This is a genomic window from Mucilaginibacter sp. 22184, assembly GCF_052045695.1.
Classification (GTDB): domain Bacteria; phylum Bacteroidota; class Bacteroidia; order Sphingobacteriales; family Sphingobacteriaceae; genus Mucilaginibacter.
The window spans coordinates 86,318-111,036 of the sequence record NZ_JBQEPI010000015.1; the positions used below are offsets into that span (position 1 = coordinate 86,318).

The 24,719-nt window shown below is 41.6% G+C and carries 25 protein-coding genes and 1 pseudogene; 14 read left to right on the forward strand and 12 right to left on the reverse strand.

What is annotated here, in order from left to right; genetic code table 11:
• Positions 1-492: 492 nt before the first annotated feature.
• Together ACTJKG_RS26320 and ACTJKG_RS26325 are read right to left on the reverse strand one after the other, a co-directional pair.
• Positions 493-2,118: a DUF6377 domain-containing protein gene (locus ACTJKG_RS26320; protein ID WP_172338335.1), complete on the reverse strand. Its 1,626-nt coding sequence runs from the start codon at positions 2,116-2,118 to the stop codon at positions 493-495.
• A gap of 120 nt (positions 2,119-2,238) precedes the next feature.
• A complete protein-coding gene (locus tag ACTJKG_RS26325) occupies positions 2,239-2,568 on the reverse strand; it encodes a trehalase family glycosidase (protein WP_440740855.1) in 330 nt (109 codons plus the stop codon).
• 265 nt (positions 2,569-2,833) lie between these two features.
• Here ACTJKG_RS26325 and ACTJKG_RS26330 point away from each other — a divergent pair, with 265 nt between their 5' ends.
• The 12 genes and pseudogenes from ACTJKG_RS26330 to ACTJKG_RS26385 all read left to right on the forward strand — a co-directional run bounded on the left by ACTJKG_RS26330 (position 2,834) and on the right by ACTJKG_RS26385 (position 16,004).
• On the forward strand, positions 2,834-3,310 hold the full coding sequence (locus tag ACTJKG_RS26330; protein ID WP_216650711.1) for a YybH family protein: 477 nt from the start codon (positions 2,834-2,836) through the stop codon (positions 3,308-3,310).
• Between the two features lie 797 nt (positions 3,311-4,107).
• Positions 4,108-6,669: a galactose oxidase gene (locus ACTJKG_RS26335; protein ID WP_440740856.1), complete on the forward strand. Its 2,562-nt coding sequence runs from the start codon at positions 4,108-4,110 to the stop codon at positions 6,667-6,669.
• A gap of 724 nt (positions 6,670-7,393) precedes the next feature.
• On the forward strand, positions 7,394-8,428 hold the full coding sequence (pheS, locus tag ACTJKG_RS26340; protein ID WP_440740857.1) for a phenylalanine--tRNA ligase subunit alpha: 1,035 nt from the start codon (positions 7,394-7,396) through the stop codon (positions 8,426-8,428).
• Positions 8,425-8,829 (forward strand): hypothetical protein, encoded by a 405-nt coding sequence (locus ACTJKG_RS26345; protein ID WP_440740858.1) that lies wholly within the window; start codon positions 8,425-8,427, stop codon positions 8,827-8,829. Before pheS ends, ACTJKG_RS26345 begins: the two co-directional genes overlap by 4 nt.
• Before the next feature lie 3 nt (positions 8,830-8,832).
• Positions 8,833-9,414, forward strand: a complete 582-nt coding sequence (locus tag ACTJKG_RS26350; RefSeq protein WP_172338331.1) for a TetR/AcrR family transcriptional regulator — start codon at positions 8,833-8,835, stop codon at positions 9,412-9,414.
• 92 nt (positions 9,415-9,506) lie between these two features.
• Entirely contained in the window at positions 9,507-10,574 is a 1,068-nt protein-coding gene (locus ACTJKG_RS26355; protein WP_440740859.1) for an AAA family ATPase, read from the forward strand.
• Between the two features lie 8 nt (positions 10,575-10,582).
• A complete protein-coding gene (locus ACTJKG_RS26360; RefSeq protein ID WP_440740860.1) occupies positions 10,583-11,239 on the forward strand; it encodes a DUF4276 family protein in 657 nt (218 codons plus the stop codon).
• A 14-nt stretch (positions 11,240-11,253) separates the two neighbouring features.
• Positions 11,254-11,385, forward strand: a pseudogene (locus ACTJKG_RS26365) (TetR/AcrR family transcriptional regulator); the annotation flags it as partial.
• A gap of 150 nt (positions 11,386-11,535) precedes the next feature.
• Positions 11,536-12,888, forward strand: a complete 1,353-nt coding sequence (gene creD / locus ACTJKG_RS26370) for a cell envelope integrity protein CreD (protein ID WP_172338349.1) — start codon at positions 11,536-11,538, stop codon at positions 12,886-12,888.
• A gap of 556 nt (positions 12,889-13,444) precedes the next feature.
• Positions 13,445-14,854: a 23S rRNA (uracil(1939)-C(5))-methyltransferase RlmD gene (rlmD, locus tag ACTJKG_RS26375; protein ID WP_172338328.1), complete on the forward strand. Its 1,410-nt coding sequence runs from the start codon at positions 13,445-13,447 to the stop codon at positions 14,852-14,854.
• A gap of 129 nt (positions 14,855-14,983) precedes the next feature.
• Complete coding sequence (locus tag ACTJKG_RS26380) at positions 14,984-15,379, forward strand: hypothetical protein (protein ID WP_172338327.1); 396 nt, start codon at positions 14,984-14,986, stop codon at positions 15,377-15,379.
• Between the two features lie 115 nt (positions 15,380-15,494).
• Positions 15,495-16,004, forward strand: coding sequence for a phosphoribosyltransferase family protein (locus ACTJKG_RS26385; protein ID WP_172338326.1), 510 nt, complete (start codon positions 15,495-15,497; stop codon positions 16,002-16,004).
• 1 nt (position 16,005) lies between these two features.
• Here ACTJKG_RS26385 and ACTJKG_RS26390 read toward each other — a convergent pair whose 3' ends face one another.
• From ACTJKG_RS26390 to ACTJKG_RS26410, 5 genes are all read right to left on the reverse strand, one after another.
• Positions 16,006-16,800, reverse strand: coding sequence for a PhzF family phenazine biosynthesis protein (locus tag ACTJKG_RS26390; protein WP_440740861.1), 795 nt, complete (start codon positions 16,798-16,800; stop codon positions 16,006-16,008).
• A gap of 7 nt (positions 16,801-16,807) precedes the next feature.
• Entirely contained in the window at positions 16,808-17,329 is a 522-nt protein-coding gene (locus ACTJKG_RS26395) for a shikimate kinase (protein ID WP_440740862.1), read from the reverse strand.
• A 109-nt stretch (positions 17,330-17,438) separates the two neighbouring features.
• The gene (locus ACTJKG_RS26400; protein ID WP_440740863.1) at positions 17,439-18,497 is read right to left on the reverse strand and encodes an ABC transporter permease; all 1,059 of its coding nucleotides are present in this window, start codon (positions 18,495-18,497) and stop codon (positions 17,439-17,441) included.
• A gap of 2 nt (positions 18,498-18,499) precedes the next feature.
• Positions 18,500-19,651 carry a BT_3928 family protein gene (locus ACTJKG_RS26405; protein WP_440740864.1) on the reverse strand — a complete coding sequence of 384 codons (1,152 nt, stop codon included), beginning with the start codon at positions 19,649-19,651 and terminating at the stop codon, positions 18,500-18,502.
• 114 nt (positions 19,652-19,765) lie between these two features.
• Positions 19,766-20,245, reverse strand: a complete 480-nt coding sequence (locus ACTJKG_RS26410) for a DUF1599 domain-containing protein (protein WP_172338321.1) — start codon at positions 20,243-20,245, stop codon at positions 19,766-19,768.
• A gap of 157 nt (positions 20,246-20,402) precedes the next feature.
• On the opposite strand from ACTJKG_RS26410, the gene folP reads away from it, so the two are divergent.
• Positions 20,403-21,257 carry a dihydropteroate synthase gene (gene folP, locus ACTJKG_RS26415; protein WP_440740865.1) on the forward strand — a complete coding sequence of 285 codons (855 nt, stop codon included), beginning with the start codon at positions 20,403-20,405 and terminating at the stop codon, positions 21,255-21,257.
• 297 nt (positions 21,258-21,554) lie between these two features.
• Here folP and ACTJKG_RS26420 read toward each other — a convergent pair whose 3' ends face one another.
• Both ACTJKG_RS26420 and ACTJKG_RS26425 read right to left on the reverse strand, forming a co-directional pair.
• Positions 21,555-21,824 carry a DUF5615 family PIN-like protein gene (locus ACTJKG_RS26420; RefSeq protein WP_440740866.1) on the reverse strand — a complete coding sequence of 90 codons (270 nt, stop codon included), beginning with the start codon at positions 21,822-21,824 and terminating at the stop codon, positions 21,555-21,557.
• 64 nt (positions 21,825-21,888) lie between these two features.
• A complete protein-coding gene (locus ACTJKG_RS26425) occupies positions 21,889-22,116 on the reverse strand; it encodes a DUF433 domain-containing protein (RefSeq protein WP_440740867.1) in 228 nt (75 codons plus the stop codon).
• A 34-nt stretch (positions 22,117-22,150) separates the two neighbouring features.
• On the opposite strand from ACTJKG_RS26425, the gene ACTJKG_RS26430 reads away from it, so the two are divergent.
• A complete protein-coding gene (locus tag ACTJKG_RS26430) occupies positions 22,151-22,606 on the forward strand; it encodes a nuclear transport factor 2 family protein (RefSeq protein ID WP_440740868.1) in 456 nt (151 codons plus the stop codon).
• A gap of 126 nt (positions 22,607-22,732) precedes the next feature.
• Here ACTJKG_RS26430 and ACTJKG_RS26435 read toward each other — a convergent pair whose 3' ends face one another.
• From ACTJKG_RS26435 to ACTJKG_RS26445, 3 genes are all read right to left on the reverse strand, one after another.
• Complete coding sequence (locus tag ACTJKG_RS26435; protein WP_172338318.1) at positions 22,733-23,278, reverse strand: NUDIX hydrolase; 546 nt, start codon at positions 23,276-23,278, stop codon at positions 22,733-22,735.
• Between the two features lie 184 nt (positions 23,279-23,462).
• Entirely contained in the window at positions 23,463-24,269 is an 807-nt protein-coding gene (locus ACTJKG_RS26440) for a TPM domain-containing protein (RefSeq protein WP_440740869.1), read from the reverse strand.
• Between the two features lie 12 nt (positions 24,270-24,281).
• Positions 24,282-24,716: a TPM domain-containing protein gene (locus tag ACTJKG_RS26445; RefSeq protein WP_172338316.1), complete on the reverse strand. Its 435-nt coding sequence runs from the start codon at positions 24,714-24,716 to the stop codon at positions 24,282-24,284.
• Positions 24,717-24,719 lie beyond the last annotated feature (3 nt).

The following is a 24,719-nucleotide window of genomic DNA, read 5'->3' on the forward strand; positions in this document are numbered from 1 at the left end:
AAGTAACTGGCAATTAATTTATTATAATTAATCATTACGGAGGGCTACAGGCGTTGGTAAGTTTTCTATTCATATTCAGGTTATTTTAAAATCAAAAAATTACATATATGCCTAATGCCAACAACCGGCAAAAGCAGTTAATCTGTTTATGACAAAAGATTATTATCCTTTGCTACACCGGTGGTTTAAAAACCACGCACATGAAAATTTAATTTATTATGGGTTTATATTTATTCGCTGGACAGGATCATTTATCATGAAAATATTTAAACTATTTTACAGGATATAAAATCACCTCATACAAAGTAATATGCGACTGCGGGGATTACCTATTTTTTTTGGTAAAATATAAAAATATATGGCTTTTTTTAAACATAATCAATTGATAATAAGTAGATTAAAAAAGAAAGCACTTCAAAAAGTATAAATAAAATTTAAGTGCTTTTAAGCCTGTTTTACACTTATTTTATACTTAAGCAGGCCATTTACACCCTATGCTTTGTTTAATACATCTACCGCTTTAATAGCCATTATTTTTTGATCGAACTGATCGCCGGGAAGTATGGATTTTGCTTTTATGCGCATTTTATATACGTAAATGGTGTTTACAGAATATTCCAAAATAGTGGCAATAGTTTCATTATCGGTAATTCCCATGCGTATCAGCGCGAATATCCGGAGGTCGGTATTCAGCACCTCATGGTCGCGGGGCCATATCTGGTCTTCCTGTTTAAAAAGGGAGTTAAAAACAGTAATAAAATTGGGGAATATTTTTAAAAAAATATGATCGAAAGTATAAAATAATAATTCGCGTTCTTTTTTAATATTTATTTCATTAACAGCCAGTTGTATATCGTCATATTTTCTGGCCAGCAACTTTCTGTCAATATTTCTTTTCAATTTTTCGAGCTTTAAGATGTAGCCCGATATTACATTAAAAAAGTAGCCGATATACTCCTCCTTAATGTGCGTATCCTCAACCAGCTTGTCGTTAATACTTTCCAGCTGCTGATTTTTTTCTTCGATGATCTTTTCTTTTGCTTTTAAGCGCTTGAGCTGGTTAAATATGATAAACGCCACCATCAGCACTAAAAGCGAAACCGCGGTAATAGATAAGAGGTATACCAGGAATTTATTTTTCTCCTTCTCCATTAAAACCAGTTTTTGAGCGGCTACTACGGGTAATACGGCCCCTATCTTTATTTTACGGAGCCGGGCGCCATAATACTCCGCATCGTTCATGGCCTGATCAACAAAGGTGTAGCCATCGATGATGTTACCGGTACGGTACAGTAAACTACCCAATTCAAAGCTGGCAACGGTTTCTTTGGTTGATGAGCGGATATCATTGATAACACCAATGATGAGCAAATTGGTACGCTCTTCTATTTGCGAAGGGTCGCGGTAAAAATTGCTCAAAGCAGTAGCTATCATAGCCTTCTGATGCGTGGTTAATGGCATATGGTAAAACAACCGGCTATAATATACCGATGGCTTTTTTGTGTCGCCAAGCCTCACCTGTTTATCACCATGGTGCCTTAACCACTCGTATGAATTCGGTGTACAAGCCGCAATGGTTGAATCGAGGTATTTGAGTGACAGCGAGTTATTATACTGGCTGTAAAACGCGTTATCGTCATAATCGGCCAGGTCTGAGTGTGCCCTGGCTTTGAGCGAGTAATATTCAATTTTGCCATCATTATTTAATAATTTAACATTGATACCATTAAAACAATCAAAAGCCTCTTTAAACATCCCCGCCGAAAGCAAGATGAAACCCAGCTTCATTTTGCAATCATTTTGTTTGGGCGCATCCTTCAGCACATCGCTTATATCCTGCATTTTATGAATATAGACAAAAGCCGAATCGAACTGGTAAACCTTAAATTCTTCGTATATTTTGTTGCACAGCCTGTACCTGGTGTTTGGATCAGTTAAAGGGGTGGCGGCTAATGCTGTTCTGAGATTTTGTATGTCAGCCTCTTTTTTATCGTCGTAATTTTTTTTTCTTGTAAGCTCCATCTTGAGCACAGCCAGCAGACTATCTGTTTTTGCCGATGCGAACGTGGCGGCAGGTGCAAAAAGAACAAGAAATAAAATAAGTAAATAAACTCTCATAGTAAATCGATTAACTGATATGGTGTACTGCAATAGCTTAAATTTGTTTTGAAAACTGGCATTGTAATTTACTTACAACAGCATAAAAAAGGATAATTGTTTAAAAACTGTTACAACTGATTAACCTGGTAATGATTTAGCAAATTGAGCAGCAGGCTGATGGTCCACCCCAAAACCGTCCTGCAGCGGATATTCGTCCCCTCCGGCCTTTGATCCGGTATCCAGCACATTATACTTCTCCATTAGCTTCCCGCTGTCATCAAAAACACGAATACTGGTACTGATCCGGGCTTCGGCCATGGGGCTGTCCAATATCTTATTGTCAGGAAATATATCGGCAAGCTGTACCGCCTCAAACAAACCCGGGTATAATTGCCGGGGAGTAAGGCTTTGGGAATATGTTATTAAAAAAACAAATAACAGTACTAATGTTAAAAGCGCCTTTCTCATGCTTCAGTTAATATAAATGGAAATATGAAGGTAAATAAAAAGCTCAAAATATGTTAAGAGGCATCAAGAATTAACATTTTGGCATTTGATAGCTTGCTTTACAACCTGCTTGTTTAAAAAGCAGAGCTAATTGCTGCAATTACGCTAAGGATTAAAAATTCCACCTCTGCCGGGGCCCTTCCGTTTTGTACAATTTATCTGATTCGGGGCTCCCTATTTTTGAATTAGATTATTTAACAGAACAATAAATTAATTCAAAACAGAAATGAAACAGCATTTAAGCGCCATGCCCATATGGGCCATATTCATGATGTGTTTTCACATTCAGAGCCCGAAATTCGAAACATCATCAAGCTTAATTGAAGCTAAAAAGGCTATAGCAGCAAGCAACCGGGTATATTTTCAGGCGTTTGTAAAAAACGCCCCGGCTATTTTTATTAACCGGTATGCAGACGACTGCCTGATCATGCCGCCCAACATGGAACCACTACAAGGCACAGCAGGAGCACGCCGTTTTTTCAAAATGGCCTATGAGCAGTTTGGCCTGCGCGATGGCCAGTTTATAACCACCGCCGTTTATGGCGATGGAGGGATATTTGTTACCGAAGAAGGATTGTGGCGATCATTTGATGCCAAACACCGGCTCTTTGATAATGGAAAATTCCTGGTGCTGTGGAAAAAAACGATGAAAGGTTGGAAAATGTTTAGGGACTCATTCAGCAGCAACCGCCCCAGGAAATAGACGAGACCGATATAATTGCTAATCCATATTTAAGGACTCGTTACAGACGAGCGTAAGGTGGAAAGAGAAAAAGTGGAGGGCCGTGCGATTCCCATCATATGACAGAAAAGATGAAAATATTCAAAAAAGGGGCTGTCACCCTGAGCTCCGTCGAAGGGTAGAACGCAGAGGCCTGCCCACCATGCTTCGACGGAGCTCAGCATGACACCCTTTTCTTAGCAAATGTCTAATGATGGGCTATTACCCTCAAGAGGGGGAGCTTAAAAAGCTGATCTATACAAACGGGTTCAAAGTCGGAAAAGGTCGGTTAACATAATTTCATCTAATTTTTACACAATTAACTGATTGTTAAATAATGGAGATGTTGTTAACCAAAAAAAATGTAAACCATGTAAACCCACTTTCCGCCGCGCTCGGCTCCTGCCGAGTGACCATTATTACCCCGCCTACGGCCGCGGTAAAGCAATACGTGTTTTATTCATGGGCCAGAGGCCTGCAAATAGTCGTCACTCGGCTGGAGCCGAGCGACTGCCGGAGATTTTTAAAGCCCTCTCTCCCGATAGCTGTCGGGATGGAGAAGGTTTGGTGAAGCTCTTGAAATGACGCGCGGAGGGACGCATCAACCACCCGCATCAGCCCACGCCCGTATCAATCCCGATATAATCACTTTACCTTTGAATGTAAACTGTTTTTATTGTAATTTAGCCATTGCCGCCAGCTAAATAGCGTAATATTTTTTTGGCCAGATTATAAATACAATACGGGTACTTAAGTCCTAATAGTAAGTACTGATCAACATGAGATTTTTTGTTTCGGGAATAATTTCGGTTATTTTTTTAAATATACTATTGATACAGCCTGTCCATGCGCAATCATACGGGCTTGGTTTTTATAGCCATGATGTAGTACAGGATAAACGTACCACTTTAGACCTGGGCATCAGCAACGTAGCGGCCAAAGACAATCTCGAAGTATCTTTTGATCTGTCGTTCATTCCCAACCAGCAGATCTATTTTGGTTATATGCTTCGCCTGGTGGGCGACGATAAGCAAAACATCGACCTGGTGTATGACAACCAGTACAATACCAAACATTTCAAGATCATCATTGGCGAAAAGCTTTCCAAAATATCTTTCAATATTGATGATAAAGAACTGTTTAATAACTGGAGCAAGCTCCGGATCTTTATCGATTTTAAGAACGATAAGCTCACCGTATCTGCCGGTAAAGCCTCTTACAGCGAAGCGGGTGTACACTTAAAGCCAAGTACAAACTATAAATTACTGTTTGGGGCCAATGCCTACCGGCAATATCAAACTACCGATCTGCCGCCATTTAAGCTGCGCGATGTAAAAATAACGCAGCAAGATAAGTTATTATCGTGGTGGCCGCTGAACGAGTGGCAGGGCGATGTAGTTCACGAAACAGTGAACCAGAACAGTGGCAGGGTTAGTAATCCGTTGTGGATCAAAGCGCGGCACCGCAACTGGCAGATGGAAAAAGAGTTTAGCGTTGTTGGCGATGCCAGCCTGGCTTTTGACCCGGCTACAGAAACAGTTTACGTAATCACGACGGATTCATTGCTTTCGTATTCCGTTAACAGAATAACGCCATTGAAAAGCGAGGCATACAAGATAGGCAGACAACAACTGATCCCGGGAGATCAGACCGTGTTTAGCAACGGTAAGCTGTATTATCTTTTTATTGATCAAAAGGTGGTAGCAACGTATAACATCCAAAGCGGGCAATGGGATAAAAGTTTTAAAAACATGCCGCAGGAAACCAATACCGGGCACCTGAACAAGTTTTTCTGCAAAACCGACTCTTCTATATACACCATTGGCGGTTACGGGCAACTGGTTTATAAGGATAGTGTGAAGCGTTATAACGTAAACACCAACACCTGGCAGGAAATTAAGGCCAGCGGAGATGTATTTACACCCCGTTATATGGCAGGTCTGGGTACCAGCGCCTCGGGCGATACGGCTTATGTGATAGGCGGTTATGGCAGCGCATCGGGCCAGCAGATCGTGAACCCGCGAAATCTATATGACATGATGCAGTTTACGGTTAAGACTAAAACGTTTAAGAAATTATTCAACATCAATGTTAAAAGCGAGGATTTTGCATTTGCCAATTCGCTCATCATCAACAGTAAAACCAAAACGTATTACGGGCTCATATTTCCGCAGCATAAATTTAACTCCAACCTGCAGTTGATCAAGGGCTCGCTGGATAAACCTTCCTACCAATTTGTGGGAGATACCATCCCTTATTTATTTCACGATGCCCGTGCCTATGCCGATATTTACTATTGCCCGCACAGTAATAAATTTTTAACGGTAACGCTTTTTAAGGATAAGGAGCAAACCCGAGTTAAGGTGTACTCGCTGTTGAGTCCGCCGGAGCCATTGGATAACCCGATACTGAGTGAAGCCGGTATCAACTATATTTTGTGGATCAGCGGTCTGTTTGTAATTGGCATCGGTGCGGCAACGGTAATAATTATCCGTCGTAAAAAGAAGACCCGGCAACAACCGTCATTACCACAGCCTGCGGCAGAAGTTCCTGTTCAGCATCATACCGAAAAAACGGAGCCGCCAATTGAACCTGATCATGACAACAAGCTAAACAGTAACAAGAACGCGATATTTTTATTTGGCGATCTGCAGCTGTTTACACCCGAGGGCCACGAGATCACTAAGTATTTTACGCCGCTGCTTAAAGAGCTGTTTTTGGTTATCTTGTTGTATTCGGTAAAACTGGGCAGGGGAGTAAGTTCCGAAAAGCTGAACGAGATATTGTGGTTTGATAAATCGGAAAAAAGCGCCCGCAACAATCGCTCGGTAAATATTGCCAAGCTTAAATCCCTGCTGGATAAAATGGGGGAGTGCCACCTGTCAAAAGATACAGGCTACTGGAAAATTGAGATCGACTACAACCAGATCATGGTTGATTATCATAATTACCTCAATATTGTATCCAACAAAAGCAAGCTCAACAAGCAAAAGATCATCCAGCTTACACATATTACGCAACGGGGCAATTTTTTATCAAATATCGAGTACGAGTGGCTGGATACATTTAAGTCAGAAGTATCCAACGAGATCATCGACTCCTACATCCAGTTTGCAAACTCGGTTCAGATTGCCGACGATGCCGAGTTCCTGATCAAACTGGCCAACGATATTTTTTACTTCGACCCGGTAAATGAGGATGCCATGATCCTGAAATGCAAGGCCCTATCCTTCCTGGGCAAACACTCGCTGGCCAAAAATACATTCGAGAATTTCAGCAAGGAGTATAAAGTGATCTACGGCGAAAATTTTGAACGGGATTTCCATTCGATACTGGAATAGGGAGTTCTGCATGACACGATATTTAAAAGATACTTGTCATCCTGAGCGGAGCGAAGGATCTATTCATCAACAAGTATGGCGCAGACCCGCTCTTGGCCGCGGGAGGGCCTTTACTTTGTAGCCACAAAGTAACCAAAAGGCTTTCAGCAGAAATGCTTCTTTGCGCTCCTGGCCTTTACCCTGCAAAGCGGTCAGAACCAGGGCTGCAATTATTTTGCCCTACTTCGTTCGCACGGTCTTATGCTTCAGCAAAAACTTGCTATGCCCCGCATCCACACCAGGCCACCATCGTTCTACCCGCTTTCGCCCGAAGCTTATCTGCTGACGGGGAAAGAAAATCAATAATTCACTAATTCAATAACTTGATAATTCAATAATTAACATAGACCTATCTGCTGACGGGGAAAGAAAATAAAAGAAATCATGGTAATCCTTTAATCCTAAAAATCATGGTTCAGACAAAAGCATCTGCTGGCGGGAAGAAGAAATCACTAATTCACTAACTCAATAATTCGATAATTGCCCCCACCTTATGTTAAAGTTGGGTAATAATAGCGTTACTCGTCAGCATCTGATACTATATATTCCTGTAATCGCTAAACACATTCGAGGCGTTTTTTTTATATTTGCGCACTTGCTGCTATCAAACGTATAGTCAGTTTGCACCGCATACGATATCAGCAGGCAGGCTTTACGGCCATAAATTTTTAATAACACCAAAACAATGCAAGCTCAAATTGACCAGTATACCGCCGAAATCAATGCTTTTTCGCCAGCTAATGCCGATGAACTGGAAACATTCCGCATCAAATTTTTAGGTACCAAGGGAATTATAAAAGACCTTTTTGAGCAGTTTAAAACCGTTGGCCCCGAAGAAAAACGTGTTTTTGGTAAAGTACTCAACCAGTTTAAACAATTGGCCGAGACCAAATATAATGAGCTGAAAGAAACGCTTGACTCCGGACCGAAGGCTAAAGACTTAGCGCTTGACCTTACCTTGCCCGGCGAAGATTTTGCTGTTGGCTCACGCCATCCGCTGTCATTGGTGCGCAACGAGATCATTGATATATTTAAACGCCTGGGTTTTGTGGTTGCCGAAGGACCGGAGATTGAGGACGACTGGCATAACTTTTCGGCCCTGAACTTCCCGGAAGAGCATCCTGCGCGTGATATGCAGGATACCTTTTTTATTAAAAAGAACCACGGTAAGGATGATATCGCTTTGCGTACCCACACCTCATCGGTTCAGGTGCGGATGATGGAGCATGGCAAACCGCCGTTCCGGGCCATTATGCCAGGGCGGGTTTACCGTAACGAGGCTATATCGGCCCGTGCGCATTGCTTTTTTCACCAGGTTGAAGGTTTGTATGTGGATGAAAATGTATCCTTTGCCGATCTGAAACAAACGCTATATCACTTTGTGCAGGAATTATACGGCGAAGGTACCAAAGTACGTTTCCGCCCATCGTACTTCCCATTCACCGAGCCATCGGCCGAGATGGATGTATCCTGTACCATTTGCGGCGGATCGGGCTGTAATATGTGTAAATACAGTGGCTGGGTTGAGATATTGGGCTGTGGTATGGTTGATCCTAATGTACTGGAGAATTGCGGTATCGACAGTAAAAAATACACCGGCTTTGCCTTTGGTATGGGTATGGAAAGGATAGCCAACCTGAAATATGTTATCCGCGACCTGCGTTTATTTTCTGAAAACGATGTACGCTTTTTAAAACAGTTTCAAACAGAAATACTATGAGAAAGTTCATACTGATCATATTAACAGGTGCTTGTTTAATTTCATGCGGTAAGGGAAACCCGGTTCCGAGTGTGCTGGTAAACTTCCAATCGCCAATAGATCCTAATTATAGCGCACTTCACGTAGTTGGTGGCCATGCTTATGCCCCGGGTGGTGTGGCCGGCTTAATTCTATATTATTCGCAAACCCGCGGCATTGTTGCTTTTGACCGGTGCAGCAGTTATCAGCCCGAAAAAAAATGCGCTGTTACCGTTGATGCAAGCGGTCTCACAGCTACCGATCCATGCAGTGGATCGAAGTTTTCGCTGGAGGATGGTTCACCGGTAAAAGCCCCTGCCACAAAATCGCTGCGGTCATACCAGGTGATCACAACACCTTTCACTATTCAAGTTGTTAATTAGTAAATGGAAGCCGATAAAATAAAAGATAGTATAAAAAGGGCGGCACAGGAGTTGTTCCGCAAGTTCGGTTACCATAAAACCAGTGTTAATGAGATAGCCAAAAAGGCCAAAATTGCCAAGGCTACTATTTATAAGTATTTTGATAGTAAAGAAGCGGTTTTACATGTGCTGCTGATGGATTACATCAAGGCCAGCGTTGACGATCTGGTACAACACAATGCCCCGGAGATAGACGAGGAGGAGTATCTGAATAACCTGATCATGAAAACCTGTCGCCTGTCATACACCATATGCAATGAATTTATAGGCTGGGATTTTATCAGGGAATCAACCAATTCACAGGATTTTTTGAAGAATCTTTCCAACGAACTGGAAGAACTACTAATGGCATCATTTATACAACTGCCCGGTATCCGTAAGCATGAAACTTACCAGCAAAGGCTAAGGTTTTTGATCAAATGCAGTAAAAGCATTGTGTTTAGCTTTGCTTTCACCTCGGTGAGCGACTCAGATGTGCGTAAGAATTTTGTTTCTTTTCAGAAGGAGATCCTGCCTTACCTGGTAAAGGCTGCTATTTCGGTATAAATATCTGTAAAAACTTTCTTCATCATAAATCATTATTGCATAGTATTTGGTAATATTGATTATCCTTATAAAAAGGATATTCTTCCCTTAATATGGATTATATAGAAATAAAAGGATATAAGTCAATTAATTCTACCAAAGTAGAGTTTGCCCCTATAAATATACTCATAGGAGCAAATGGTGCCGGTAAAAGTAATTTTCTTTCTTTTTTTGAATTTTTAAACCGCTTATATAATCAGAATCTTACTGAGTATGTTGCTTTAGCTGGCGGCGAGGAAAGAATGCTGCATAAAGGGAGTAAAAACACAAATCGTATTTATTCGAAAATAAAGTTCGGACTAAATGCTTATTCGTTTGAAATCGAAAAAGGCGAAAGCTCATTTATTTTTGTTTCTGAGGGCTTATGGTATGACCATAACCCAGTATTAAGAAATCCTATTGATATTGCAAGTTATTCTGCTGAAGCAAGAATAAAAAGCTATTCAATGACAAGAGCCGACTATATAAGAACATACCTAAAATCATTTCAGAAATACCATTTTCATGATACCGGCAGAAATTCGCCCTTTAATAAATTAAGCCAGATCAATAATGATATATACTTTTTATACGAAAAAGGAGATAATCTTGCCGCCTTTCTGTTTAATATCCAACAAAACGATAGGCTTGTTTACAATAGGATAGTAAATACCGTGCAGAGTATAGCGCCGTACTTTTCAGATTTTTATCTTCAGCCAAATAATGAAGGCTTTATACGACTGCAATGGCAGGATAAGTTTACCTCAAGTGTTTACGGGGTTACCGATCTATCCGACGGTACTATAAGGTTTATTGCTTTGTCAACTCTTTTTCTTCAACCAAATTTACCCAAGACCATAATTATTGACGAGCCAGAGTTAGGCCTGCACCCGTTTGCCATATCAAAGCTCGCGGGTATGATACAGAGCGCCGCATCAAGGGATACACAAGTAATCGCTGCGACACAATCTGCAGATCTGGTAAATCATTTTGAAGCCAAGGATATCATAACTGTAGATCAACGCAATGGAGAAAGTGTTTTTAACAGGCTTGATGATGATGCTTTATCACACTGGTTAGATGATTACAGCATCGGAGACCTTTGGCAGAAAAATATAATACAAGGGGGCCAACCAAGCTAACTGAATTAATGAAAAGGATTATTATCATTTGCGAAGGCCCGACGGAAACAGAATTTTGTAAGGATGTGTTGTACGCTCATTTTTTTGCAAAAAAAATCATAATACTAACGCCTTTAATCAAAAAATCAGGTGGAGGAATTGTTCCCTGGGATAATTTAAAAAAGCAGATTGAGAGTCATTTATTGCAGGAAAAGGATAGTATTGTATCTACTCTAATAGATTATTACGGGATAAAGAAAAAATTTGAATTTCCTTGTTGGGAAAATGCTCATAAGGAGATCGATAAAAACCTTCGGATGTCTATTCTTGAAAGCGGAATGAAGGAGGCAGTGAATAAATCCATTGCACATAGATTTTTGCCATATATTCAATTACATGAGTTTGAAGGGTTATTATTCAATAATATTGAGGCATTTGCAAACCATATTCCTTCAGGAGATTTTGTAAATAAATCAGAGTTAGAACAGATACTCGTTAGTAACCCCAATCCCGAGCTTATAAATGATACCCCAGATAATGCACCTTCACATAGATTAAAGAGATTAATTAAGGGGTATAATAAGATCGTTTATGGAAGTATTTTAGCTCAGGAAATCGGATTGCAAAAGATAAGGGCTAAAAGTCCGCGATTTAGCGAATGGATAAATAAGTTAGAAAATAGTTAGATTCGATCTTGGGTTTAAAAAGCAGTAAAAACATTGTGTTTAGCTTTGCTTTCACCTCGGTGAGCGACTCAGATGTGCGTAAGAATTTTGTTTCTTTTCGGAAGGAGATACTACCGTATTTGGTAAAAGCTGCTATTTCGGTATAAATTTTTTAGCAAAAATTATTTGGATTGTTTAATTCTTCTTTGTTACTTTGAATTGCAAAGTACTTTATATTGAAATATAGAATCGGGCCTTCGGGTCTTATTTTTGATATTGATACTTTGAATTACAAAGTACTTTATATTAAAAAATATATGATCCAGGACGAACCACACAAACACGGAATAATGGACGGGCTCAAGGAGTCGGTTACCGTTAAATTGCTCTTTATTGCTACATTGATCTTGGTGTTGCTTATACCATCATCATTGGTCAACAACCTTATAGATGAGCGGGCCAGCCGCCAGGATGAGATGATGCGCGATGTATCCGATAAATGGTCGGGCAGCCAGGTAATCAAGGGGCCCGTGCTGATCATTCCTTATAAGCAACAGATTAAGGAAACCGATGCGACAAACAAAGAAATTATGAGGGAGCATACCGGAAATCTGTACCTATTGCCTGATAACCTGCATATTAAAGCCGGGCTTACCACCCAGATCCTGCACCGGGGAATATTTGATGTGGCCGTGTATAACTCCCTGGTAAAAGTATCGGGCAATTTCTCCAAAGCCGACCTGAGTAGCCTATCCCTTACCTCTGACCAACTTTTACTGAACAAGGCCCGGATAGTATTTAGTATAACTGATTTGAAAGGGTTAAAAAACAACCCGGTTATCAAAGCCAATGAGCAGTCACTTACAGCCGAACCGGTATTTGATAATGCATCGATATTTGGCGGTGGCCTGCAGGTAGCCGTAGATATTTCAAACGCCAAAGACGGAAATGTACCTTTTGAATATGCCCTGGATCTGAAAGGGAGTCAGGGGCTAAGCTTTCTGCATTTAGGCAAAACAACGGATGTGGAAGCCGACGGTAGCTGGAGCAGCCCAAGCTTTGACGGCCGCTACCTTCCCGATGAGCGAACTGTAAGTAAGGATGGTTTTAAAGCGCGCTGGCGCATGTTGTACTACAATCGCCCATTTCCGCAGCAATGGGTGGATAATGACAGACTGCTCAGTAACGATAAAAAGCTTGCCGATGCCATATTCGGTGTAAAATTACGCCTGCCCGTTGATCAGTATCAAAAAACAATGCGTACCAGTAAGTATGCCCTGCTCATCATCGCTTTAACGTTTATCTCGTTGTTTTTAACCGAGGTGATCCGTAAACAAAGGATACATATATTTAATTACATACTCATTGGTATAGCCATGATTATTTATTACTCTTTGTTGCTTTCTTTCTCCGAGCAGGTGGGGTATAATTATGCTTATCTCATCGCTTCGGTATCAACCATCGTGTTGGTGTCGGTGTTCATCGCATCCTTGTTAAAAAGGAAAATGGCCGCCTGGTTGTTTGCCTTTATCCTATCTGTTTTTTATGCGTTCATCTTTGTAATTATCCAGCTGGAAGATTTTGCCCTCATCATCGGCAGTATCGCTTTATTTATAGTGGTAGCCATATTGATGTACTTTTCGCGAAAAATAAATTGGGAGAAACATTAAATAAAAAAGGGATGGTGAAAAATCTGTCCCTTTTTTATAAAATACCATATACCGATTTGGTTTTTAGTATAATATTTACTATGTTAGCATAATAAATTTTTTATCATGAGTCCCGAACTGACAGAATTTTCAGACCTGATTGATGAGCAATTTGACATAGCCGATATGGATACCGACGATTTTGTATCCTACATATTGAGCCTGTTTGCCTGATTGCAGATCACATTGCTGGTAGTTCGCTTTTAAGCGGAAAGGATATTCTTTTGTCCGGCAATTCATGAAACCGAGCTTTTAAAACCTAAACCTTATTAACCCAAAACGAGCCGTGAAGCAGCCAATTTGTTGTTTCACGGCTCTTAAACCTTTAACCAGGTGCGTTTACCCTGGGTTTACATGTAAACCCACTTTTTGAAGCGGAAATTAATTTAATATATTGATTGTCAATTAAATATATCGATGTTAGCCATAAAAAGTGTAAACCCATGTAAACCCACTTTTTACTTATCTCTAACCTCCTGTTTTTATCCTAAATAAATACGGTTAACTTTGCACCCTGATGAATAAAGTTGCCAAACAGAAGTTTTTTGAGGATGTCCGGATCATTGATATTGCCGAAGAAGGCAAAGGTGTAGGTAAAACCGACGATTTTGTGCTTTTTGTAGATAAAGCCATTCCCGGCGATGTAGCCGACGTACAGGTTTACAAAAGCAAAAAGAATTTTGGCGAGGGCCGGATAATCGCGCTCAAACAGCCATCCGAATACCGGGTTGAACCCTTTTGTGAACACTTTGGCACCTGTGGGGGCTGCAAATGGCAGCATATGACTTATGAAGGTCAGCTCAAATTCAAACAAAAATCTGTGGCCGATGCCCTTGGCCGCATAGCCAAAATTGACGTACAGGGCATCATAGACATAGTACCGTCGCCCGAAGATCGTTATTATCGGAATAAACTGGAATATACATTTTCTGATAAACGCTGGCTTTACGACGGCGAAAACAAGGAAGATGAAACCCTGAATATGAACGCCCTGGGTTTCCACATTCCCGGCCGTTTTGATAAAATATTGGATGTAAAGCATTGCTATCTGCAGGCCGAACCATCCAATACCCTGCGCAACAGCATCCGCGATTTTGTAATTGCACAGGGCTACACTTTTTATAACCTGCGCAATCATGAAGGTGCTTTGCGCAACCTCATTGTACGTACCTCATCAACCGGCGAAGTAATGGTTATTGTGGTATTTGCCTATGTAAGCGAAGAGGAAGTAAACAAACTGATGAGTTTTATTGATGCCGGTTTCCCGGAAATCACTTCGCTGCTGTACATCATCAACCAGAAAAAAAACGATACCATTTTTGATCAGGATGTGATAGCCTTTAAAGGGCCCGAATACATCCATGAAGAAATGAATGGCATCAAATTCCGTATCGGGCCGAAATCATTTTACCAAACCAACAGCATCCAGGCACTGCGCCTGTATGAAATAACCCGCGATTTTGCCGGTTTTAAAGGCGATGAACTGGTATATGACTTGTACACCGGCGCCGGTACCATTGCTAACTTTATTGCCGGGCATGTAAAAGAGGTAGTGGGAGTAGAGTATGTTCCTACCGCTATTGAAGATGCTAAAGTGAATTCGGCCATCAACAATATCACCAATACCAAGTTTTACGCCGGTGACATGAAAGATGTGCTGGTTGCTGATTTCGTAGCAGAGCATGGTAAACCTGATGTGATCATCACCGATCCGCCCCGCGCGGGCATGCACCCAGATGTGGTGAACCGCCTGATGGAAATTGAAGCTCCAAAAATTGTTTATGTAAGCTGCAATGCCGCTACCCAGGCCCGCGACCTGCTGGTACTCAAGGAAAAATACGATACTGTAAAAATACAACCCGTTGATATGTTCCCACACACACAGCATGTGGAAAATGTGGTGCTGTTGGTGTTAAGGAGTAATTAGTTCGTAGATCATGGTTCATAGTAAAAAGAGGAAAAATCGAAAGAGAAAAATTGAGGCAATCCTTTAATTCAACGAATCAGGATTCAGACAAAAGAAGTATCAACGTAATCAAAAAAATCAACGGTCAATATGCAACCCGAAGATCTGTTAAACGAAGGAAATGAAAGCCAGCAACCGGCAAAGGACAGTCCGCTGTTGAGTTTGGAGCGTGAGCTTAAAATTTTTAAAGAATCTATCCATGAAGTGGCCGTCGAAATTATGATGGAGGGGCTATCTTCTTACCCTATTTTTATAGCGCATCAGCATGAACTAAGTCTTGGAGAAGTGATCCTGGATCGTAACGAGCTGAACACCGATTGGAGTATCCATGCCTCAACCCTCGAAGAGTTTGAGGAGCGCGGTGTGATCAAGCCCGAACTAAAAGACCGTTTTATCAACAGCTATAAAAACCCCAACGATTTTATGTGCATTTTTGTGGTGGTACCCGAGGGCGCGAATTTTGTTTATTTCCCGTATGGGAAATGATTGTTGCAAGGTTTCAATGTTGTAAAGTTGAAAGGTTAAGGCGTATATTTACAAGGTTGATACTTAAAAACATTACAACGTTCAAACATTAGAACATTTCAACAAAGAAGCGCACATGTCTGAAAAGAAACTCCTCATATTAAATCAGCACCAGATAGAGCAAAAGCTCGACCGTATAGCTTACCAGATCCTGGAAGATAATTTTGACGAACAGGAGATCATTATAGCAGGTATATTACCTCGTGGCAATCATATTGCGCAACGGATCAAAACTATCCTGGATGGTATAGCCCCATTTACCAGCAAATTGCTCACCATTGAGCTCGAAAAACAAAGCAGCACCCTGCAGGCTAAAGTTGATTTTGATGTTCAGGAATGCAGCAATAAGGTGGTGATTCTGGTTGATGATGTACTGAATAGTGGCAAAACGCTGGCCTACGGTTTTGCGGTGTTTTTAGATGTACCCCTCAAAAAACTGCGTACAGCCGTATTGATAGATCGCAACCATAAAAGCTTCCCTGTAACTACCGATTTTGCCGGTGTTGCTCTTTCTACTGTGATCAAAGAACATGTGGATGTGGTGCTGGATGAAGATGGTGAAGAGGACGCGGTTTATTTGAGGTAATTTATTCGGTGCAAAAAGTACCTTTTGAGTATGTTTTAGCTTTACCACCGATTAAAACCCGATCATCAATATCTATACAAACTAATTCACCCATTCTGTCAGATAATTGGAGTGCTCTCATTTGTTTTTTATGGAGTTTATTGCTCCAGTAGGGTATCAACGAGCAATGGGCCGAGCCTGTTACCGGATCTTCTAATATGGATGCCTGCGGTGTAAAATAACGGGATACAAAATCGCAATTATCGCCTTTCGCGGTAACTATAACGCCACCCGGATCAAGGTTAATCTGATCAAGGAGTTGTTTATCAACTTTAATATCCCTTATTTCCTGTTCACTGTCATAAACCAAAACCAAATCTCTTGATTGTAGCGTTGTTTTTGGTTGTATATTGAGCGCGCTTTTGATTACTTCTGGTAAAGAAGCGGGTACAGGATTTCTCGAGGGGAAATTTAGCCAATAAAGGCCATCCTTGTCATTAAAAGTTACAATAAGCTCACCGCTGATAGTATTGAAAATTATTTTCTCTTCGGGGTAGTTAAGAATGGTTTTAAGTACATGGGCTGCTGCTAATGTTGCATGACCACATAGATCCATTTCAATTTCCGGAGTGAACCATCGTAAATGGATCTTATGATCATTAATTACAAAAAATGCGGTTTCGGCCACGGCATTTTCTTTAGTGATATTTAAAAGCACATCATCAGGAAGCCAGCTTTTGAGTGGGACTACGCAGGCTGGGTTTCCTCCAAATATTCTATCAGTAAAACTGTCGATCTGAAAAAAATCTAATTCCATTCCGGTTTTATTGTTGATTGAAGCTGGGATTTAATCCCAGTGCTTCTTCCAGTTTTTCTACAGACATGTCAATGCCTTCTACAATGTAAGCGGCCTGTAAATAAAAACTTTCCCGCTCGGCCAGTTTGCCGGTTATAAATTCAACCAGTTCATCACCTTGTTTGCCTTGTAGCACCGGGCGCACGGTTTTGCTGTTGGTGAGCCTGTCGGCCAGGGTTTTAGGCGATAGTTTGATATACAGGGTTTGGCCATGCGTATTCATCCATTGCATATGGTCAAAAAAGCAAGGTAGGCCACCACCTGTTGATACCACTACATTCTCTGGGTATTCGGTTTGTTTCAGCACTTCCGATTCCAGTTTACGAAAAGAATCTTCGCCAAAGCTCGAAAAATATTCGGCTATGCTCATGCCTGCTTTTGCTTCGAGCACATGGTCCAGATCAATAAATTCATAGCCTAATTTGGCTGCCAGTTTACGGCTCCAGGTGGTTTTTCCACAGCCCATAAAACCAACTAAAAAGTACTTCATCCAGCAGTAATTATTGAATTAGTGAGTTATTGAATTAGTGAATTTTTCCATCTCCTTGGGCTGCCTCATCTGCATATTTGCACATATAGAATCTGCACATTTTACTGTATCAGCTTAATTTAACCCGCGGATCGATCCAAACATAAATAATATCGATCAGAATACTGATCACCACAAAAATAAAGGCGATAAAAAGGATAGATCCCATCACCACCGGAAAGTCCGACATCTCCAGGGCATCAACAGTGGCCTTGCCCAAGCCATTGTATCCAAAAATATATTCTACAAAAAACGAACCCGCCAGTAACGATGCAAACCAATTGGCTATAGCCGTGATTACCGGGTTCAATGCGTTTTTTAAAGCATGGCGATAGATGATAGCCCGGTTGCCAAGTCCTTTTGCTTTCGCGGTGCGGATATAATCTTGTCCCAGTACATCCAGCATGGCATTGCGGGTAAGCTGCACAATAATAGCCAACGGGCGCAAACCCAGCGTGATCATCGGTAATATTAAATTCCGGATGCTGATCACCTCGCCCCGGAAAGGATCATAACTATACAAACTGCCCGACATATTGAGGCCGGTATATTTACTCAGCTCAAAACCAAATATCCAGGCAATAATAATCCCGGCGAAAAACGATGGCGCCGATATACCTAGCGTCGAGAAACTGATGGCCAGCTTATCTATCCAGGTATCTTTATTTACCGCGCTTAAAATGCCCAAAAACACACCAATAATAATGGCGAATATCATCGCCGTGGTAGCCAGTACTAAGGTGTTCGGTATAACATCCATGAGCAAACTGGCCACATCCTTACGCGTTTGGTATGACCGGCGAAGGTAAGGCCATTTCAATGCCAGTACTTTGCTATCACTCACCGCAAACAGTTTGGCATAATGGTAACGTTGCTGCTCCTCCGGATTATTTAAATGGATACCTACCGGCGAAAGATCATTCAGATAATAGGCAAACTGCACAGGTATGGGTTTATCCAAACCAAACTCTTTGCGTACGGCCTGTAACGATTGTACATCGGCGCGCTGACCCTGTGTCATCCGGGCCGGGTCGACAGGTAAAATATTGAACAGAAAGAAAACCACCAGCACAACGCCCAGCATTACCGCCAGTCCGTAAAATAATTTGCGGATGAGGTAACGGATCATAACTACTGTTTCTGGAAGTATTTTTTTACTAAACCATCATAAGTAGGTACCGTGTGGTAATGCCATTTGTTAATGATAGTACCGTTTTTAAGCAGCAGCACACCCGGATTGGCCCTCACCATTTCTTTCAGCGGAACGCCATCGGCGTAAAAAATTTCGGTAACCAGTTTATGTGCTTTGGCAAATGCTTCGGCGCTTTGTGCCGAATTGGACGTAAGTAATACCGTGCGGATATTATAATTTTCGGTAGCGTTTATAGCCAGCGCGTTTAAGCGGTTGATAGCTTCGGCATTGGTTTTATCCAGATCATGAGCTACGATAACCAGGCTATAAAATGGATTGGATAATAACTCTTTGGTATAATCATTACCCTGGCCATCCTGTATAGATAAATCGCGGATCTTGGGTTCGAAGCCTTTTTTAACCAGGCGGCTTTCCGGGTTTCCTACAACTTCCCAATTAGCGTCCTTCCAGATATTGGTTTTCAGGTACTCTTTATCGCTCATGGTTTTGGTTTCGCCGGTCTTTTTGTTTTTAAGATTGTAGGTTACCTCAAATTCATCCAGCTGTACTCCCGGCGGAATTTTCATCTCGTCGGGAATATTAGCGCCTATTTTATAAGGTAAAAAATCGATGATAGGCATAAAGTTATAGGTATATATGCCAAAACCCAATGCAACAACGGCTGCGCCGATAAGCCATTTATCGGCCGTTTTAGGTTTAAATATGGGCTGTATTTTTTTGCGATTGATAAATGGCACCAGCACCAGCAAAAGCAGTATCATGTCCTTGCTGAAGGATTGCCAAGGTGTTAACGGGATAGCATCACCAAAACAGCCGCAGGTTTGTACCACTTTAAAAAAGGCCGAATAAAAAGTTAAAAAGCCAAAAAATATAATGAGCAGCAATAATCCCCAAGCAACTTTTACAGCACGAACACCGATAAGCAGGGCAAAGCCCAGAACCATTTCCAATGTGCACAGCAATACAGCTATAGTAAGCGCAAAGCCGTTAAGGAACATGATATGGAAAACCTCAAAATACTCCTCCAGCTTGTACGAAAAACCCAGCGGATCATTAGCTTTAATCAGTCCCGAAAAAATAAATAATAAACCAACCGCTATCCTGCAAAACCAAATAAAGCTGTTTTTCATAGTTATCATTATAGGAGTAAAGATTTTTGGAACAAGGAGCAAGGATTTTTTCTTTGCTCTTTTTCCCAATGATCTCTGCTCTTTATTTTTTAAATCCTTATTCCAAAAGTCCTATTATACCCCTAATTTTATTAAAGCGAATACCGAATAATTGAGCATGTCCTGGTAATTGGCTTTCACGCCCTCAGATACTTCGGTAAGGCCCTGGTTATCCTCAATTTGTTTAACACGCAGTAGCTTCATCAATATCAGATCGGTTAATGAACTGATGCGCATATCGCGCCAGGCCTCGCCATAGTCGTGGTTTTTGGCAAACATGAGTTCCTTGGTTTCCTTTACGCGCTCGTCAAACAGGCGCTCTACATGATCGGGGGCAAGCTCCATGGCGGTTTCGGCACTGCATTCCAACTGCATCATGGCAATAACGCAGTAATTTACTATGCCAATATATTCGCCGGTAATATCCTCACCCACCTTAGATACTTTTTTTTCTTCCAGGGTACGTATACGCTGGGCTTTGATAAATATCTGATCCGTGATGGATTGCGGGCGCAGTATGCGCCATGCGGTTCCGTAGTCGCGGGTCTTTTTCATGAAAAGGCCCTTACATGTGTTAATTACTGCGTCGTACTCTGCTGATGTATTAGCCAAAAGTTGAAATATTTGAATGTTGAAACGTTTTGAATAAAGCGTGCTTGCGCCAATGCTGCAAAGTTAAACTAAATTACAATATTTAAACTTTGTAAAACACATGGTTCAAGATACATTTTTTCATAAAAAAACTACCCTGAACGCGAGGGGAAAACTCATCGACCTATCCAGCCCAAAGGTTATGGGGATCATCAATATTACGCCTGATTCATTTTATGCCGGCAGTCGCAAGCCCGGTATTGACGAGGCCCTGCAGCAAGCTGAAAAGATGCTGGCCGACGGTGCCACTTTTTTAGATATCGGGGCATATTCTTCGCGGCCCAATGCCGAAGATATTGCCATTGCCGAAGAAACCGACCGCCTGTTGCCTGCTGTTGAGGCTATTGCAGCAGCTTTTCCTGACGCGGTGATGTCTATCGATACCTTCCGGGCACAGGTTGCCGAGGCTGCTATTAATGCTGGCGCGCATATCATCAATGATATATCGGGTGGAACCCTGGATGAAGCTATGTTTACCACCGTTGCCAGTTTGCAGGTTCCCTACATTTTGATGCACATGAAAGGCACGCCGCAAACGATGAACCAACTGGCACAATACGACGATGTTTTTACCGAAGTGCTCGACTATTTTGTAACCCGGTACCAGCAGCTAAAGCAATTGGGTGTACACGATGTGATCATCGACCCGGGTTTTGGTTTTGCCAAAAAGAACGAACATAATTATAACCTGATGAACCGCCTGCAGGATTTTGATATATTAGGCTTACCAACCTTAGTAGGTATCTCCCGCAAACGGATGATCTACGGACTACTCGAAACTACTGCCGCCGAAGCCCTGAATGGTACCACCGTTTTGAACACCATAGGCCTGATGAAAGGCGCCAATATCCTGAGAGTTCATGATGTTAAAGAAGCGGTAGAAGCCGTAAAGATCTGGGAGGCGGTTAACAGCTGAAAAACTTTTTAAACCTCAAATTTTAACAAATTTTTGCTCAAAAAGGCCCTTTTTTTCATCAAAAGTGTTCGGAAAACATCAGTTTTAACACTTTTTAACAAATTTTAACCGTGTTTTTAATGTGCTTTTTTAGGTTTAAAAAGTATTAAATATTTGATTTTCAAATAACTAATAAAAAAATGGATGCTTTCTGGCTTGCTTTTTCCTTAACCAAACAGCCCGGTTCTCCTTTTTGATGAGGAACCGGGCTGCTGTCTATACAAAGATACGCAATTTAGAGATGCCATTGGGTGACAACTATGAAAGATATAGTTCGAGTACACCTAAAGTTTCATCAGATAAAAAAGCTGAAATAGCATCTCCCATAAAAAGTAATAGATCAGCTATTTCTTTAGTGCTTACATTCCCTGTACGAAGCCAGATAATTTTAGGGGGGAATGAATAAAGATTTTGTAACTCACAAAAATCTTCGTCAAAAGTAAGTATGGTATAATTATTTGTTTTTGCGAATTGCCATATGTTAAGATCAGTCAAACGTGTATGTAGTTTAATTTCATTAGAGGGCAATACTTCCCATTCTGGTAATAACTTTTTAGGCGCCAGGAAATATTTTCATCAGAGATTAAGCGTATCATGCCACTTTTATGGTTCTTTCTTTATTAGCGGCATAAGAAAGACAGGCCAATATATGATCTTCGGTAAGTTGAGGAAAATCATTTAATATGTCCTGATGGCTTAAACCGGAGGCCAGCCACTGCAAAACATCATATACTGTAATGCGGGTACCTTTAATTACCGGTTTCCCGAATCTAATTTCAGCGTTAACTTCAATATATTGTTTGAAATCAATTTGTGACATATTCAAATTTACTTAAATTGTATCAAATTTATTTATGAAAAATTTACTGCTCCTGCTATTTGTCTTACTCCTGTCATCCAAAACATTTGCCCAGCAAACAGATCAGGAGGGTATTAAACAAACCATCAATACCCTGTTTGACGCCATGCGCAAAGGGGATAGCACCCTGTTGCGATCGACTTTTGATCAACATATCGTTTTCCAGAGCGTCGCTAATAAAAAGGATGGCTCGGTGGCTTTGGTGACCGAAAACGCGAATGATTTTATCAGACAGATAGGTACGCCGCATAAGGAAATATACGACGAGCAGGTTACCTACAAGGATATTAAAATTGATGGCGACCTGGCCAGTGTTTGGGCGCCTTACAAGTTCTATGTCGGCAAAACTTTCAGTCACTGCGGTGTAGATGTTTTCCAGCTGATGAAAACCAAGGATGGCTGGAAAATCATTTATATTGTGGATACGCGGAGGAAAGATAATTGCATTTAGTGGTGAGTGGTGAGTTGAGGGTGGTGAGTTATAAAAGAAAGTTCTGGGCCTTGAATTTTGAATATCAGGGTTAAAATGTTGCAACCTGATATTCTCTACTCCAGTCTTCCTACTCACTACTCCCAATTACAACGCCCCCAGTTTCACCATGCCATAAAACAAACCCGTGCAGTGCATGGCCTGGGCTATTTTATTTTCGAGCAGCAGTTGTTTTACTTCGGCGATGGTGTATTCTTCTACGATTAACTCTTCATGAGCATCCAATGACTGATCTTTTACTTTTTTGCCGCCTTTGGCCAGGTAAGTAAAAGTTTGATTGTTGGCGGTTGCCGGGTTGCCGTACACGGTACACAGATGTTCAAAATTATCAAACTGGTAGCCCGTTTCTTCCAGCAGTTCGCGGCGCAGGGCTTCCTCTGGTTTTTCGTCACCGTCGATAACACCACCCGGAGGTTCGAGCGAAATAATTCCGGCAGCATGGCGGTATTGTTTTACCATCAATACTTTATTGTCTTCGGTTATAGCTACGCCGTTAACCCAGTTGCTGTATTCCAATACGTAGTAATCATCAACTATTCGACCATCGGGCATTTCGCATTTGTCAATCCGCAAGGTAGCCCAGGGGCCTTTATGTATGTAATGTGATGAAAGTAGTTTCCAGGTGAGATCCATTATTTAATTAGTGAATTATTGAGTTAGTGAATTAGTGATGGGGGGAATGTTTAATTAGTGAATTAGCGATTTAGTGAAGTTGGTAGTTAAATTCTGAAAATTAGTTAATTCTGAAAATTCTGATTCAGACAAAAAATCACTAATTCACTAACTCAATAATTCAATAATTCAATAATTCAAAAAATCACCAGCTGCCACTGGAGCCGCCGCCGCCGAAATCGCCGCCTCCAAAACCACCGAAGCCCCCACTGTCGCCGCCACCACTATCATTACCTCCACCGCTGAAGCCTCCCCAGCCACCACCACCGCTGCCACGACCTAGCAGATTGCCGGCTAAGAACCACCAGAAAGGACTGGCTCCGCCACGGCTACCAATGATCTGGCGACCGCCACCACCGCCACCGCGGTTGCGGAAAATGAGTACGATGATCACAATTACGATGATAATGACAATGAGCACACTGCCGCCACCGCCGCCATTTTGTTTAGCCTGTGGTTTTTTATCGGCCTTGTACTCGCCTTTGGTATATTTAATGATCTGATCTACGCCTGCATTTAACCCGCCGTAGTAGTCGCCCGCTTTAAAGCGTGGATTAATATCATTCACCCTGATCTCCTGGGTTACAATATCAGGCAATGCACCTTCGGCGCCGTAGCCGGTTTGAATAGTAAGTTTCCTGTCGGCAAGGGCCACCAGAATAAGTATGCCGTTGTTTTTTCCTTTTTGCCCGATACCCCATTTACGACCCAGCGCGGCACCATATTCGGCGATGTCATATTTCCCTACCGATTTGATCATTACAATAGCGATCTGGGTGGAGGAGGAATCGTTAAAAGCTACCAGTTTACTCTCCAGCCGTTGTTTATCATCGGCAGACAGGGTGTTGGTATAATCGGTAACCAGCGTGTTTGATCGTTCCGGAAAATCCTGAGCAAACACGGCAAAGGCGCACAACACCAGGGTAAAGAACAATATGATTTTTTTGAACATGAGTTTTAAAGGTTAATCGCCATCCATAAAGGCAACGTCATCAGGCAATTCATTGTTATTATCCCCGGTATGCGGAAAATACTTCTGCAACTGTTCGCCGGCAATTTTTAAGCCGGTAACTATGCCCTCTATAATATCGCCATACTTAAAATGCTGCAGCATATCTTCCTTGGTAGCGTCCCAAAAATTGGCCGGTACCACCGAATTGATGCCCGCATCGCCAATAATGGCAAATTTCCGATCTACAGTGGCTACATAAATCAATATGCCATGGCGCAGTTTGGTTTTGTGCATATTAAGCTGGTAAAAATATTTAGCGGCACGATCAAGCACATCTTCGCTGCATTTTTTTTCGATGCATACCCTGATCTCGCCCGAACTGCGGTTCTCGGCTTCCTGTATAGCTTTGCGTATCCGCAGCTGCTCTTCTTCGGTAAATACGGGCATCTT